The organism is Variovorax sp. GW822-FHT04A09 (genome assembly GCF_058801005.1).
Map to the genome: position 1 here is coordinate 351589 of NZ_JBXAMV010000003.1, position 12822 is coordinate 364410.

At 69.4% G+C, this 12822-nt stretch carries 14 protein-coding genes; 9 read left to right on the top strand and 5 right to left on the bottom strand.

Translation table 11 applies throughout. The features are described from left to right. The first annotated feature begins 152 nt into the window (after window positions 1–152). From AC1RLW_RS18085 to AC1RLW_RS18105, 5 genes are all read left to right on the top strand, one after another. Window positions 153–1484 (top strand): C4-dicarboxylate transporter DctA, encoded by a 1332-nt coding sequence (locus AC1RLW_RS18085; RefSeq protein ID WP_493194308.1) that lies wholly within the window; start codon window positions 153–155, stop codon window positions 1482–1484. A gap of 5 nt (window positions 1485–1489) precedes the next feature. Continuing rightward, window positions 1490–2197 carry a GntR family transcriptional regulator gene (locus AC1RLW_RS18090; RefSeq protein WP_307637258.1) on the top strand — a complete coding sequence of 236 codons (708 nt, stop codon included), beginning with the start codon at window positions 1490–1492 and terminating at the stop codon, window positions 2195–2197. Window positions 2198–2358: 161 nt separating this feature from the next. Then, window positions 2359–3468 (top strand): AI-2E family transporter, encoded by a 1110-nt coding sequence (locus AC1RLW_RS18095; protein WP_493194310.1) that lies wholly within the window; start codon window positions 2359–2361, stop codon window positions 3466–3468. 145 nt (window positions 3469–3613) lie between these two features. Beyond that, complete coding sequence (locus AC1RLW_RS18100) at window positions 3614–4051, top strand: DUF2141 domain-containing protein (protein WP_493194312.1); 438 nt, start codon at window positions 3614–3616, stop codon at window positions 4049–4051. Between the two features lie 12 nt (window positions 4052–4063). Continuing rightward, window positions 4064–5563: a carotenoid oxygenase family protein gene (locus AC1RLW_RS18105; RefSeq protein WP_493194314.1), complete on the top strand. Its 1500-nt coding sequence runs from the start codon at window positions 4064–4066 to the stop codon at window positions 5561–5563. A 51-nt stretch (window positions 5564–5614) separates the two neighbouring features. Here AC1RLW_RS18105 and AC1RLW_RS18110 read toward each other — a convergent pair whose 3' ends face one another. Then, window positions 5615–6688, bottom strand: a complete 1074-nt coding sequence (locus tag AC1RLW_RS18110; RefSeq protein WP_493194315.1) for an aromatic ring-hydroxylating dioxygenase subunit alpha — start codon at window positions 6686–6688, stop codon at window positions 5615–5617. Between the two features lie 350 nt (window positions 6689–7038). On the opposite strand from AC1RLW_RS18110, the gene AC1RLW_RS18115 reads away from it, so the two are divergent. From AC1RLW_RS18115 to AC1RLW_RS18125, 3 genes are read left to right on the top strand one after another with little or no spacing between them, the layout of a single operon-like run. Then, window positions 7039–8067 (top strand): ABC transporter substrate-binding protein, encoded by a 1029-nt coding sequence (locus tag AC1RLW_RS18115; protein WP_493194317.1) that lies wholly within the window; start codon window positions 7039–7041, stop codon window positions 8065–8067. Next, a complete protein-coding gene (locus AC1RLW_RS18120) occupies window positions 8064–8591 on the top strand; it encodes a nucleoside deaminase (protein ID WP_307586455.1) in 528 nt (175 codons plus the stop codon). Before AC1RLW_RS18115 ends, AC1RLW_RS18120 begins: the two co-directional genes overlap by 4 nt. Window positions 8592–8619: 28 nt before the next feature. Continuing rightward, window positions 8620–9450 (top strand): urease accessory protein UreD, encoded by an 831-nt coding sequence (locus AC1RLW_RS18125; protein ID WP_493194319.1) that lies wholly within the window; start codon window positions 8620–8622, stop codon window positions 9448–9450. Window positions 9451–9470: 20 nt separating this feature from the next. On the opposite strand, the gene AC1RLW_RS18130 is transcribed toward AC1RLW_RS18125, so the two are convergent. The 3 genes from AC1RLW_RS18130 to AC1RLW_RS18140 all read right to left on the bottom strand — a co-directional run bounded on the left by AC1RLW_RS18130 (window position 9471) and on the right by AC1RLW_RS18140 (window position 11604). Further along, window positions 9471–9935 carry a hypothetical protein gene (locus AC1RLW_RS18130; RefSeq protein ID WP_493194321.1) on the bottom strand — a complete coding sequence of 155 codons (465 nt, stop codon included), beginning with the start codon at window positions 9933–9935 and terminating at the stop codon, window positions 9471–9473. A gap of 82 nt (window positions 9936–10017) precedes the next feature. Then, window positions 10018–10437, bottom strand: a complete 420-nt coding sequence (locus AC1RLW_RS18135) for a sel1 repeat family protein (RefSeq protein WP_493194323.1) — start codon at window positions 10435–10437, stop codon at window positions 10018–10020. 114 nt (window positions 10438–10551) lie between these two features. Beyond that, window positions 10552–11604 (bottom strand): YeiH family protein, encoded by a 1053-nt coding sequence (locus tag AC1RLW_RS18140; protein WP_493194324.1) that lies wholly within the window; start codon window positions 11602–11604, stop codon window positions 10552–10554. A gap of 71 nt (window positions 11605–11675) precedes the next feature. Here AC1RLW_RS18140 and AC1RLW_RS18145 point away from each other — a divergent pair, with 71 nt between their 5' ends. Then, window positions 11676–12560: a LysR substrate-binding domain-containing protein gene (locus tag AC1RLW_RS18145; protein ID WP_492694334.1), complete on the top strand. Its 885-nt coding sequence runs from the start codon at window positions 11676–11678 to the stop codon at window positions 12558–12560. A gap of 52 nt (window positions 12561–12612) precedes the next feature. Here AC1RLW_RS18145 and AC1RLW_RS18150 read toward each other — a convergent pair whose 3' ends face one another. Continuing rightward, complete coding sequence (locus AC1RLW_RS18150; protein ID WP_062472123.1) at window positions 12613–12819, bottom strand: YbdD/YjiX family protein; 207 nt, start codon at window positions 12817–12819, stop codon at window positions 12613–12615. Between the last annotated feature and the right edge of the window lie 3 nt (window positions 12820–12822).

The following is a 12822-nucleotide window of genomic DNA, read 5'->3' on the forward strand; positions in this document are numbered from 1 at the left end:
CGCCCCGGCGCGCGGCGGGGGTACCCCGTCGACCGGAACGCCCCGGGAATACCCTCTGAACCCCCTGCAATCTTCTTGCCTACAGTTCTTGTATGCAAGAAAAAGCGATCCTTGCATGCAAAACCTCGACACGACAACGACAGGAGATTTCCATGCCTCGCTTTGCCAAATCGCTCTTCGGACAGGTGGTCATCGCACTGGTGATCGGCGTGCTCGTCGGCCTCTTTGCGCCCGAGTTCGCCGCCAAGCTCAAGCCGCTGGGTGACGGCTTCATCAAGCTGATCAAGATGATCATTCCCGTGCTGGTGTTCTGCGTGGTGGTGCATGGCATCGCCGGCGCGGGCGACCTCAAGCGCGTGGGCCGGGTCGGCGTGAAGGCGCTGATCTACTTCGAGGTGCTGACCACCATCGCGCTGGCGATGGGCCTGGTGCTGGCCTTCGTGTTCGAGCCGGGCGTGGGCATGAACGTCGACCCCAAGGCGCTGGACGCCAGCGCCATGAGCGCCTACGCCTCCAACGCCGACAAGCTCACGAGCGGCGGCACGGTCGAGTTCCTGATGAAGCTCATTCCCACCACGGTGGTGGCCGCCTTCGCCACCGGCGACGTGCTGCAGGTGCTGCTGTTCGCGGTGCTGTTCGGCTGCGCGCTGTCGCTGCTGGGCGATCGCGGCGCGCCGGTGGCGGCGGTGGTCGATGCGCTCTCGCTGGTGCTGTTCAAGATCATGGGGATCATCATCAAGCTGGCGCCGCTGGGCGTGCTGGGCGCCATTGCCTTCACGGTCGGCAAGTACGGCATCGGCTCGCTCAAGCAGCTGGGCATGCTGGTCGCCCTCTTCTACGGCGCGGTGCTGGTCTTCGTGTTCGTGGTGCTCGGGCTGGTGATGCGCATGTCGGGCTTCAGCCTCTGGAAGCTGCTGCGCTACCTGCGCGAAGAGCTGGCCATCGTGTTCGCCACCACCTCGTCGGACAGCGTGCTGCCGCAGATCATGGCCAAGCTGCGCCGCATGGGCATCCGCGATTCGACGGTGGGCCTGGTGATTCCCACGGGCTACTCATTCAACCTCGACGCCTTCTCGATCTACATCACGCTGGCGGCCGTGTTCATTGCGCAGGCCACCAACACGCCGATCTCGATGGCCGACCTGCTGACCATCCTGGCGATCGCGCTGGTCACCTCCAAGGGCGCGCACGGCGTGCCGGGCTCGGCCATCGTGGTGCTCGCGGCCACACTGCATGCGATTCCGGCGATTCCCGCCATCGGCCTGGTGCTGGTGCTGTCGGTCGACTGGTTCATGGGCATCGCCCGCGCGCTGGGCAACCTGATCGGCAACTGCGTGGCGACGGTGGCCATCGCGGCGTGGGAAGGCGACATCGACCGCGAGCGCGCACACGCGGTGCTCAACGGCACCTATTCGCCCGACGACGAGCCGCTGGCCGAGACGCCCGTGGTAAACACCGGCACCGCCGCTTCCACCGCTCACTGAAAAAAATGCCCGCCGACGTCAGCCCCACCGCCATCGCCGAACGCGTCGTCGAGGCCATCCTCGCGCAGAAGCTCGCGCCCGGCGACCGGCTCGGCGAGCAGGCGCTGGCCGAGAACTTCTCGGTCAGCCGCACCATGGTGCGCGAGGCGTTGATGCAGCTGCAGGCGCGCGGTTTCGTCGAGGTGCAGTCGCGCCGCGGCTGGTACGTGGTGGAGCCCTCGGCCGAAGAAGCGCGCGACGCCTTCTCGGCGCGCCGCATCGTCGAGGCCGGCATCCTGGCCGCGAGCGAAGGCCGGCCCCTGGGCCAGGTGATCCGCAAGCTGCGCGACCACATCGCCGACGAGCAGCGCGCCATCGAAGGCGCCGACGCCGCCACGCGCGCCTTCCTGCTGGCCGACTTCCATGTCTGCCTGGCCGAGCAGATGGGCCACCAGCTGCTGGTCGACGTGCTGCGCGACCTCACGGCACGCACCACGCTGGCGGCCACGCTCTACCAATCGAAGCACGAGGCCGGGCAGTCGTGCGCGGAGCACGGCGCCATCGTTGAGGCGCTCGAGGCCGGCAACATCGAGCAGGCGCGCCAGCTCATGCTCGACCACATCGGCAATGTCGAACGGGCGCTGGAGGTCGACGCCACCGCCGAGCCCGACGCGCCGAGCCGGCTGCGCGCCACGCTGGCGCCGGTGGCGCTGCCGCGCGCGGCCAGGCGTTGAAGCTGTGCATTTGTGCCGCCATCAGCTATCGATTGCATAGCTGACACCCGCCGCCGGCCTTGCGCCCGCGGCGTTTTTCCTTGGCAACCCTGCTGCGCCGCACAAGGGCGCGCCGGCTGACACGGCGGCGGGTTCCGGCTCGGCTACAGTCCGAGACACTTATGAACTCTCCCCAACTCCAGCGCGGCGTCTTCCTCGCCCTGCTTGCCGCCGTCACCGTCGCCTTTCTGTGGGTGCTGATGCCGTTCTTCGGCGCGGTGCTCTGGGGGGTGGCGCTGGCGATCCTGTTCACGCCGCTGTTCAAGTGGCTGCTCAAGAAGATGCCCGGCCGGCGCAACGTGGCCGCGATGTCCACGCTGGCGATCTGCCTCTTCATCGTGATCCTGCCGCTGGCGATGGTGGGCGTGTCGCTGGTGCAGGAGATCGCGCTGATCACCCAGAGCATCCGCTCGGGCCAGATCAACTTCGCGGCCTACTTCCAGCAGATCCTGAATGCCACGCCGCAGTGGCTGCTGAACATCGTGGAGCGCTTCAACCTGGGCGACATGGCGGCCTGGCAGGCGCGCGTCTCGGCCATCGCGGGCCAGGCCAGCCAGCTCATCGCCAGCCAGGCGCTGGCCATCGGGCAGAACACCTTCGACTTCGTGGTGAGCTTCTTCGTGATGCTCTACCTGCTGTACTTCCTGGTGCGCGACGGCACGTCGCTGTCGAAAACCATGCGCGACGCGCTGCCGCTGGCCAAGCCGCACACGCACTACCTGCTGAACAAGTTCACCACCGTGATCCGCGCCACCGTGAAGGGCAACGTGGCCGTGGCCATTGCGCAGGGCACCATCGGCGGGCTGGCCTTCTGGTTCCTGGGCGTGCAGGGCGCGCTGCTGTGGGCGGTGCTGATGGCCTTCCTGTCGCTGCTGCCGGCCGTGGGCGCGGCGCTGATCTGGGGCCCCGTGGCCATCTACTACCTGGCCACCGGGCACTTCTGGCAGGGCGGCGTGCTGATCTTCATCGGCGTGTTCGTGATCGGCCTGGTCGACAACATCCTGCGCCCCGTGCTGGTGGGCAAGGACACGCAGATGCCCGACTACATCGTGCTGATGTCCACCATCGGCGGCATGGCGATCTTCGGCATCAACGGCTTCGTGATCGGACCGGTGATCGCGGCGCTGTTCATGGCGGCCTGGAGCCTCTTCGCGGACTCGGGCCATGTGGGCACGGGGCACGCGACCGAAGAGGCCGCGCAGGCCACGAAGGACGGGCAGGACAAGGCCTGACACGGCGCCGCGACCCTCTCGGGTCGCGGCGTTCACTCCCTCTGCGCGCATTTCGCGCGCGCATTCGCGCATTCCGTCGCATGACGCTGGGCACCGCCCGGCGACTGCGGGATCGTCGGGCCCTCCACCCACCACGAGGCCTGCCATGCACCTTCCCGCTTTCCTCTCCCGCCCCGCCGCGCGCGGCCTGATCGCCGCTGCCGCGCTCGCCCCGCTCGGCGCCCTGGCCGCCGACCTGAACCTGCGCATCGCCGACGGCCCGGCCGCCGGCGCCACGCTCTACGTCGCGCTGTACAACGACGCCGCCAGCTACGCCGACAGCAAGGCCTTCGCCTCGCAGACCGCGCCCCTGCGCGAAGGCAAGGCCCGCTTCGTCTTCACCGACCTGGCGCCGGGCCGCTATGCGCTGCGCGTGTTCGCCGACGAGAACGGCAACGGCAAGCTCGACACCAACCTGGTGGGCATGCCGATCGAACGCTACGGCTTCTCGAACGACGCCAAGGGCAACCGCGGCGCACCCGACTTCGAGGCCGCGGCGCTGCGCATCGACGCCGACGCGCAGGCCGTCATCCACCTGCGCTGAGGAGACACGGCCATGGAACGACGCGAACTCCTGCGCCTGCTGGCCACAGCCGGCGCCCTGCCCCTGCTCGCCCCGCTCGCACGCGCGGCCGGCACCACCGACGACTGGCAAGCCCAATTCGAAGCCGCCGACGCGCCCTGGAAGATCGGCTTCGCCACGCCCCCGGGCGACCTGCCCCTGACCCGCGCCACCGTGCGCGGGCGCTTTCCCGACGCCGTCGCCGGCACGCTGTTTCGCATCGGACCGGCCGGCCACGACCTGGGCGGCGAGCGCTACCACCACTGGTTCGACGGCGACGGCATGGTGCATCGCTTCGTCATCGAAGGCGCCGACGTGCGCCACCAGGGCCGCTACGTCGCCACGCCCAAGCGCCTGGCCGAGGTGAAGGCCGGCCGCCACCTCACCGAAGCCTTCGGCACCATGCCGCCGGGCGTGGAGCCGCCCACCTCGGCCGACGCCATCAACGTCGCCAACACCAGCGTGCTGCCGATGCAGGGCGAGGTGCTGGCGCTGTGGGAAGGCGGCTCGGCCACGCGCATCGATGCGCGCACGCTCGACACGCTGGGCGTGAAGACCTGGCGCACCGACCTCGCGGGCATGCCCTTCTCGGCCCACCCCAAGGTCGACCCGGACGGCACGGTGTGGAACTTCGGCGTGAGCTCGGGCCAGAGCCTGCTGGCGCTGTACGAGATCGCACCCGGCGGCGCGCTGCGCCGCGCGGCCGTGGTGCCGGTGCCCGAGCTGCCGATGGTCCACGACTTCGCCGTGACCGCGCGGCACCTCGTGTTCCTCATGCCGCCGCTGGTGTACGACAGCAAGCGCAAGGAGGCCGGCGCGAGCTTTCTCGACGCCCACGTCTGGCGGCCCGAACTCGGCATGCGCGCGCTGGTGGTCGACAAGCAGGACTGGGACAAGCGCCATCTGCTGGAGCTGCCGGCCGGCTTCCTGTTCCACGTCGGCAATGCGTGGGAAGAAGACACGCCGCGCGGTGCGCGCATCCACATCGACTACGTGCGCACGCAGAACGCCGAGTCGGTGTTCACCAGCAACCGCGAGGTGATGCGCGCACGCCGCGTGCGCCGCAACGAACCGCGCCTGACCGTCGCCACGCTCGACCTGGGAACGGGCAAGGCCACGCAGCGCGAACTGCCGCTGGAAGCCGAGTTCCCGCGCATCGACCCGCGCCGCGTCGGCCTGCGCCACCGCCAGGTCGTGCACGCCACGCAGACGCGCGCCGACGTGCCCGGCTTCGGCGCCGTTGCGCGCACCGACATCGAGAGCGGACGCAGCCAGCGCTTCAGCTACGGCGCGCAGGCCATCGTGGAAGAGCACGTCTTCGTGCCCGACGGCGCCAAGGCCGGCTGGGTGCTGGGCACGGCGCTGGACTTCGGCCGGCAGCGCACGGTGCTGTCGTGCTTTGCCGCCGACCACCTGGCCGCCGGGCCGGTGGCGCAGGCGACGCTGCCCTACGCGCTGCCGTTGGGGTTGCACGGTGCCTTCGTGAAGGCCTGAGCGTCCGACCGCTGCGGGCCACGCGCACATGGGTCCGCAGCGGTAGCCCGTTCAGGCGGCCTTCGCGATCGGGATCGTCATGCCCCGGTGCACCTCCGCCTCGCCGTGCCGGGCCAGCAGCTGCATCAGGTGCTTGCGGATCAGCATGCCCGGCCGGTCGGACTCCATCGAGTACTCCACGCCGCGCCGGCGCGTGTCGACCAGCGCATCGGGGTCGGTCGATTCGAGGATGTCCTTGTCCTCGCGCGTGATCTCCTCGTCGAAGTCGATCAGCATCTGCGCCGCGCAGTCGGCCTCGGTGTCGTTGCGGAACAGCCACTGGCACAGCTGCATGCGCCCGTCGTCGATGGGCGTGAAGCAGTTGATGATGATGTGGCGGATGCCGCTCGGGTACTCGATGTCGAGGCGGCGCGCGAACGGCAGGAAGTAGGCGTTGCGCATGTGGCGCGTGGTGATCGCGTCGGTCACGCCGCTGATGGCGTGGAACTTCACCGGGTTGGTCGCTTCGATCACCGTTTCGGCATGGAAGCCCGATTCGTTTTCCACCAGTTCGTATTTGCTGGGCTTCGGGCTTGCGGCCACGCCGAAGGTGGCGCGGTGCACGAAGCTGAAGTGCGAGTTGTCGAAGGAATTTTCGAGCGCGCGCATCGGGCTGGTCTGCCACTCCTCGTAGAACTGGAAGATGGTGCGGTAGCCCGGATCGTCGAACTCGGGAATGACCGGGATGTCGGCGATGGGCGCTTCCAGCGCCACCCAGGCGTAGCCGTAGCGCGCGGTGCAGGGGTAGGCTGTGGTCTTGTACTCGGGAGAAATCTTGCGGTCGGGCTCGTACTGCGGAATGCGCACCACCTGGCCGCTGCGGTCGTAGGTCCAGCCGTGGTAGCCGCACTGGATCGCGCCCTGCCCGCAGGCCTTGCCTTCGCCATCCACGCACCAGCCCTTCGAAAGCTTCGCGGTGCGGTGGCAGCAGCGGTCGCGCAGCGCGGCCGGCTGGCCATCGGCGTCGAGAAACAGAACGATGTCTTCGCCCAGCAGCCGGAAGGGCTTGGGGCCGTGGGCCAGTTCGGTGAGCGGCATGACGGCATGCCAGAACTTGCGGAAGACGGGTTGTCGGGTGACGAGCATGGGCGAACTCCTTCGTTGTTGCGTGGGGGGACGAACGTGAAAGAGCAATTTCCTGCTTCGTCGGCATGCCTGATGAAAGGCATGCGCGAGGCTGAACGCTTCTACTCTGCGCCGATCGACTTGCAATTAGCGCGCCCGGATTGTGGCCCGCCCTTGTCGCGCGTCCAACCCCCACGCTGCCATGCCCGAGCGCCGCACCCTGGCATGCCTCATGCAAGACAGCGAGCAAGAGTAGAAGCGTTCAGCAGCGCACGCACCAACCCCGTGCGCCCGCCCGGAAATTGCTCTTGAGGCGCCTCCCGCCCCCGGTGGGAGGCATCCGTCAAGACCACCGACTCCGAGGCCCCACCATGCAACGCCGATCCTTCCTTGCCGCCGCTGCCGCCACCCTCGCCGCCCCTGCCGTGTTCGCGCAGGGCGGCAAGCTCACACCGCTCAAGTTCACGCTCGACTTCCGCATCAACGGCCAGACCGCGCCCTTCTTCCTGGCGCAGGCCAAGGGCTACTACCGCGACGAGGGGCTGGACGTGACGATCGACACCGGCGCCGGCTCGGTCGCGTCGATCACCCGCATCGCGAGCGGCGTCTACCAGCTGGGCCTGGGCGACATCAGCTCGCTGGTCGAGTTCAACGCACAGAACCCGGGCACGCCGGTGGTGCAGGCCGTGTACCAGTACTACAACCGTGCACCGTTCGTGATCATCGGGCGCAAGGACCGCGGCGTGACGACCGACTTCAAGAGCCTCACGGGCAAGAAGGTGGCGGCCGCTGCCGTCGAGTCCACGCGCCGCGCCTGGCCGATGGTGGCGCGCAAACAGGGCATGCGCGGCGACGCCTTCCAGTGGCAGACCACCGACTTCAGCGCGCGCGACAACGTGATGGTGCGCGGCGACGTCGATGCCGCCACCTACTTCCACGACTCGGCCGTCTCGCTCTTCGCGCGCATGAAGGCCGACGAGCTCTCGGTGCTCAAGTACGCGGACGCGGGCGTCAACCTGTACGGCAACGCGATCCTGGCGAGCAGCAACCTCATCGCGCAGAACCCGAAGGTGGTGGCGGCTTTCTTGCGCGCCACCAACCGCGCCATCGTCGAGACCTTTGCCAACCCGGTGCCCAGCATCGCGGCCATGCGCCAGCGCGAACCGATCCTGGACGAGAAGGTCGAACTCGAACGCTGGGGCCTCACGGCGCAGTACGTGGGCGCGGCGGACACGCGCGGCCACGGGCTGGGCGACATCCGCAAGCTCACGCTCGAACAGCAGGTCGACGAGGTGGCCGACACCTTCGGCCTGAAGATGCGGCCCTCGGCCGACGCCCTCTTCAACAGCTCAATGCTGCCTGCGCGCAGCGAGCGCCTTCTTCCCGCACCCAAGGCATGAACCTTCCTGACAGCCCCATCCCCGCCCTCCCCGAAGAAACCACGCTCGACGAGCGCGACGGCCGCTACCTGCGCAAGGCCATCGTGTGGTCGCACGCCGCGCGCCGGCGCGGCAACCGGCCCTTCGGTTCGGTCATCGTCTCGGCCGCCGGCGAAGTGCTGGCCGAGGCCGCGAACAGCAACGCCGAAACCGGCGACTGCACCGCGCACGCCGAAGTGAACGCGCTGCGCGCGCTGGCCGGCCGCGGCCTCACGCGCGAGGAGCTGGCGGGCGCCACGCTCTATGCCTCGGGCGAACCGTGCGTGATGTGCGCGGGCGCGATCTTCTGGTCCAACATCGGCCGCGTGGTGTTCGGCATCGACGCGCAGCGGCTGCGCGTGTTCCGCGGCGAGCGGCAGGACCAGCGCGACGCTGAGTTGTCGTGCCGCGACGTGTTCCGCGCCTCGCCGCATCCGATCGAGTGCATCGGGCCCGCGCTCATCGATGAAGCGGCGGCAGCCCACGACGGCGCTTGGAAGACCTGAGCCTGTGACGGCGCACTAGACTCCCCGCATGCCCTGGCACGCCCGTCTCCACCTCGCCTACCAAAAAGAAGCCGACCGCAGCGTCGCCCGTTTCCGCCACGACGGCCCGCTGCGCATCCTGCAGAGCCTCTACCCCGAGGGCGATGCGGTGTGCCACAACGTGCTGGTGCATCCGCCCGGCGGCCTCGTGGGCGGCGACACGCTCGACATCGACATCGAAGCCGCCGACGGCAGCCACGGCCTGATCACCACGCCTGGCGCCTCGCGCTTCTACCGCTCCGAAGGCGAGACCGCGCTGCAACGCACGCGCATCCGGCTCGCCCCCGGCGCACGGCTCGAATGGCTGCCGCTCGAAGCCATCTGCTACAGCGGCTGCGAGGCCGAGAACCGGCTCACCCTCGAGGTCGCACCGGGCGCCGAGATGATCGGCTGGGACGTGTGCGCGCTCGGCCTGCCGAATGCCCACCAGCCCTTCGAACGCGGCACCTACCTGCAGCACATCGAGGCGCCCGGCGTGTGGCTGGAGCGCGGGCGCATCGACGCGAGCGACCACCGCCTGCTGCAAAGCCCGCTGGGGCTGGGCGGCCACCGCTGCCTCGCTTCGCTGTTCGTCGTGACGGGTTCGCCGATGGCCAAGGCACGGCGCGAAGCCCTGCTGGCGCAGGCGCGCGGGCTGCTCGAAGCGCACGAACTGCACGAGAGCGCGGGCGCGACCAGCCCGCATGCGGAAGTGGTGGTGCTGCGCGTGCTCGCGCCGGTGGTCGAGCCCGCGATGCAGCTGCTGCGGCAGGTCTGGCAGGCGTGGCGCGGCGAGCTGTGGCAACTGCCGGCGGCCACGCCGCGCATCTGGGCGACCTGAGACGCAGGCGGCCGTCGCCGCTACTGTCGTGTCTTCAGGCGGTAGGTGCCGTTGAACGGATACGGGGACGAACCGTTCTGCCCCACCGCCTGCACGTCGACCGTCAGCGTGTGGCCCGAGAAAACGAGCGCGCCCGTGAGGCGCGGCCTGCGCTCCTTCTCGTAGTGCTCCCGCAGCCGGAGGTCGACAGGGTGCCTGGAAGGCGCCTTCTTCTCGGCCGCCTTGTCGAACTCGCTCACCTCGTACACCGAGGCGTCGGCTGCGTCGACGCGCCCTTCGATCGACGGCACCCGGATGCGGGATTCGAGTTCGTAGCTGCGGTGGAAGATCAGCGACACAGGGTCATGCACCATCAAGCCCCGGGTGGCGTAGAGCGTGACCTCGTAGCCGTCGGCGGTCCGGGTGACGGTCGCATCGGGCTTGTTGCCTGTTGCCGTGCACCCGGCGAGCGCGAGCACGAACAGGAGCGAAGACACGGTGCGCATGCGTCGGTTCGCAGCAGAAGAAGTGGGCATGCAACGGCGCGCTCGTGAAGGAGCGCCGAGTATGGCCGCACCGCGCCCGCCATCAGCCGCAGGCGATCTTTCCGGACGGCGCGCTGCGCAGCCTGTTGAGAAACGCCAGCTGCACCCTGGCCGTCTCGCTGCCCTGCCCGGCGGCGCGCAGCATCCACGTGCGCGCCTCGCAGCGGTCGGCCTTCACGGCCGATCCGTACAGCGTGGGCCCCGTCAGCAGCACCATGCCCAGCATCTCCTGCGCCTCGGGATGGCCTTCGGTGGCGGCCTGGCGCAGTTGCTCGAGCATCGTGCGGTAGTCGCGCGCGGCCTGCGCTTCGAGGGCGAGCTGGTAGCGCTGCTCGGTCTGCAGGTCGGTGTTCACATCGAAGGGCTTCGCCGCGGCGATGGCGGCGACCAGGCACAGCACGCCTGACAGAAAGATGCGCCAGCGCAGCGACCAACTGGCGATCTGGTTGAGTTCGGATGACATCGGTTTTTCTCCACGAATTGCGTGGCACCGATGGTCCCGCGAAGGCGCGCGCAGGAGAAACTGGAATTCACGCAGGACGCCTCAGGCGCCGCCTGAGCCCTGCGCGAAATTCGTTCAGAACATCGCCAGCACGGCCGCATTCACCGCATAGCCACCGGCCGTCAGGAACACGAACAACAACGCCCCCAGCTTGAGCGGTTGCGCCCCCGCCTTGCGCAGGCTCGCGGCGCTGGTGCGCAGGCCCATCGCGGCCATGGCGGTGGCGAGCAGCAGCGTGTCGAGCTGCACGAGCCCGGCGACGAGTGCGTGCGGCAGCACGTCGAGCGAATGCACGGCGCTCACGGCGATGAACAGCACGGCGAACCATGGCACGCGCACCTGACGCCAGCACGCGCCCAGGCTCGCCGCGCCCGGCGTCGAGGCCGCCACGCGGAACGACAGGCCCATGAGGAACGGCGCCAGCATCATCACGCGCAGCATCTTCTCGACCACGGCCGCGTTGGCCGCGCCCGGGCTCACGGCCTCGCCCACCGCGACCACCTGCGCCACCTCGTGGATGGTGGAGCCCGCGAAGAGACCGAAGGCATGTTCCGTGACCCCGAGGTACGGATAGACCAGCGGGTACGCCACCATCGACAGCGTGCCGAACACCACCACCGTGGCGACGGCGATCGACACCTTGTGCTCCTCGCCGCGCACCACGGGCTGGGTCGCCATCACGGCGGCGGCGCCGCAGATGGCGCTGCCCGCGCCAATGAGCGCGGCGGTCTCGCGGTCCAGCCCCAGCCAGCGCGTGCCGATGCGCACGGCGAGGCCGAAGGTCAGCGCCACCATCGCCATCGCGATCAGCACGCCGGGCCAACCGACGGCGCCGATGTCGCTCAGCGAGATGCGAAAGCCGTAGAGCACGATGCCCGCGCGCAGCAAGGCGCTGCGCGCGAAGTCCACGCCAGCGCCGGTGCGCTGCGACACCGCGGGGAACACCGTGTTGCCCGCCACCATGCCCAGCGCGATGGCCAGCGTGAGCGCGCTCAGGCCCAGGTGCACCATCGGTGGCCATTCGGCCAGCAGCGCGGCGGCGGCCGCCAGCAATGCAGACAGCAACACGCCGGGGCCGCAGCGGCGAACGAAGGAGAAACCGGGCAAGGAGGCGGCAAGGGAGGACATGGACCCGAGCTTAGGAATCGGCACCCCCATGAGTCAAAGACATAAACTTCACCGATGCATGAAGTTAAGTTATGACCTTGAACCTGCACCTGGTGCGCCTGTTCGTCGCCGTGGCCGAGGCGGGCAGCTTCTCGCGCGCGGCCGAGGGCCTGTGGATCAGCCAGCCGGCGGTGTCCAAGGGCATCCGCGAGCTGGAGCACCAGCTCGACCTGACGCTCATCGAGCGTGGCGCGGGCAAGGGCTTCCGGCTCACGGAGGCGGGCGCGTCGCTGCTCACGCATGCGCGCGGCATCTTCGCGATGGAGCGCGCGGCGCTGGACGACGTGCGTGCGCGCGTCGGCGTGCAGCGCGGCAGCCTCACGCTGGGCGCCAGCACCACGGTGGCGAGCTACTGGCTGCCGCCGCAGATCGCGGCCTTCTGCGCGGCTTATCCGGCGGTGGTGCCGCGCGTCACGGTCGGCAACACGCAGTGGGTGTGCGAGCAGCTGCTCGAATGCCGCATCGACCTCGCGCTGGTCGAGGGCCGGGTGGACGAAGAACGCGTGGAGGTGCGCGAATGGACCACCGACCCGCTCGCCATCGTCGCGCCGCCCGATGCCGCGCTGCCCCGGCGCGGCGTGACGGCTGCGCTGCTGGGCCGGCAGCACTGGATCCTGCGCGAGCCGGGCTCGGGCACGCGCCAGGCCACCGAAGCGCTGTGCGCGGCGCACGGCATCGACGCGCCGCCGTGGATGGAAATGGCGAGCAACGAAGCCATTGCGCGCACCGTGGCCAGCGGGGTCGGCATCTCGATGCTGCCGCGCGTGGTGGTGGCCGACATGCTCGCGCTGGGCACGCTGCGCGAGCTGAAGCTGCCAGGCGCGGTGCTGTCGCGGCCGCTGTACCGGCTGGCGCTGAAGAACCGGCCGCTCTCGCCGGCGGCGCTGCGGATGGCGCAGATCCTCGACGCCTCGTGACATGAAAAAAGGGCGCACCGTGTGCGCCCTTTTTTCCTTCAACCGCTACCCGTCAGCAGCAGCGGCCCTTGCCCGCGCCGTAGCGCGCCTCGAGCCGTTCGCGGAAGAACTCCTCGTAGCTCATCGGCGCCCGGTCCGGGTGGGTGGCCGCCATGTGCGTCAGGTAGACGTCGTAGTCGGGCAGCCCGACCATGAGCCGCAGCGACTGCTTGATCGAGCGGGCGATGTAGCGCCCGGCTTCCGGCATGGCGAGGCCCATGGC

What these genes read in the sequence shown, in the direction of transcription:
- AC1RLW_RS18145 (WP_492694334.1), top strand. Translation starts at nt 11,676, where the DNA reads ATGACCTTGAACCTGCACCTGGTGCGCCTGTTCGTCGCCGTGGCCGAG.
- AC1RLW_RS18130 (WP_493194321.1), bottom strand. Translation starts at nt 9,935, where the DNA reads ATGCGCACCGTGTCTTCGCTCCTGTTCGTGCTCGCGCTCGCCGGGTGC.
- AC1RLW_RS18105 (WP_493194314.1), top strand. Translation starts at nt 4,064, where the DNA reads ATGGAACGACGCGAACTCCTGCGCCTGCTGGCCACAGCCGGCGCCCTG.
- AC1RLW_RS18100 (WP_493194312.1), top strand. Translation starts at nt 3,614, where the DNA reads ATGCACCTTCCCGCTTTCCTCTCCCGCCCCGCCGCGCGCGGCCTGATC.
- AC1RLW_RS18085 (WP_493194308.1), top strand. Translation starts at nt 153, where the DNA reads ATGCCTCGCTTTGCCAAATCGCTCTTCGGACAGGTGGTCATCGCACTG.
- AC1RLW_RS18095 (WP_493194310.1), top strand. Translation starts at nt 2,359, where the DNA reads ATGAACTCTCCCCAACTCCAGCGCGGCGTCTTCCTCGCCCTGCTTGCC.
- AC1RLW_RS18140 (WP_493194324.1), bottom strand. Translation starts at nt 11,604, where the DNA reads ATGTCCTCCCTTGCCGCCTCCTTGCCCGGTTTCTCCTTCGTTCGCCGC.
- AC1RLW_RS18120 (WP_307586455.1), top strand. Translation starts at nt 8,064, where the DNA reads ATGAACCTTCCTGACAGCCCCATCCCCGCCCTCCCCGAAGAAACCACG.
- AC1RLW_RS18150 (WP_062472123.1), bottom strand. Translation starts at nt 12,819, where the DNA reads ATGGGCCTCGCCATGCCGGAAGCCGGGCGCTACATCGCCCGCTCGATC.
- AC1RLW_RS18135 (WP_493194323.1), bottom strand. Translation starts at nt 10,437, where the DNA reads ATGTCATCCGAACTCAACCAGATCGCCAGTTGGTCGCTGCGCTGGCGC.
- AC1RLW_RS18110 (WP_493194315.1), bottom strand. Translation starts at nt 6,688, where the DNA reads ATGCTCGTCACCCGACAACCCGTCTTCCGCAAGTTCTGGCATGCCGTC.
- AC1RLW_RS18090 (WP_307637258.1), top strand. Translation starts at nt 1,490, where the DNA reads ATGCCCGCCGACGTCAGCCCCACCGCCATCGCCGAACGCGTCGTCGAG.
- AC1RLW_RS18115 (WP_493194317.1), top strand. Translation starts at nt 7,039, where the DNA reads ATGCAACGCCGATCCTTCCTTGCCGCCGCTGCCGCCACCCTCGCCGCC.
- AC1RLW_RS18125 (WP_493194319.1), top strand. Translation starts at nt 8,620, where the DNA reads ATGCCCTGGCACGCCCGTCTCCACCTCGCCTACCAAAAAGAAGCCGAC.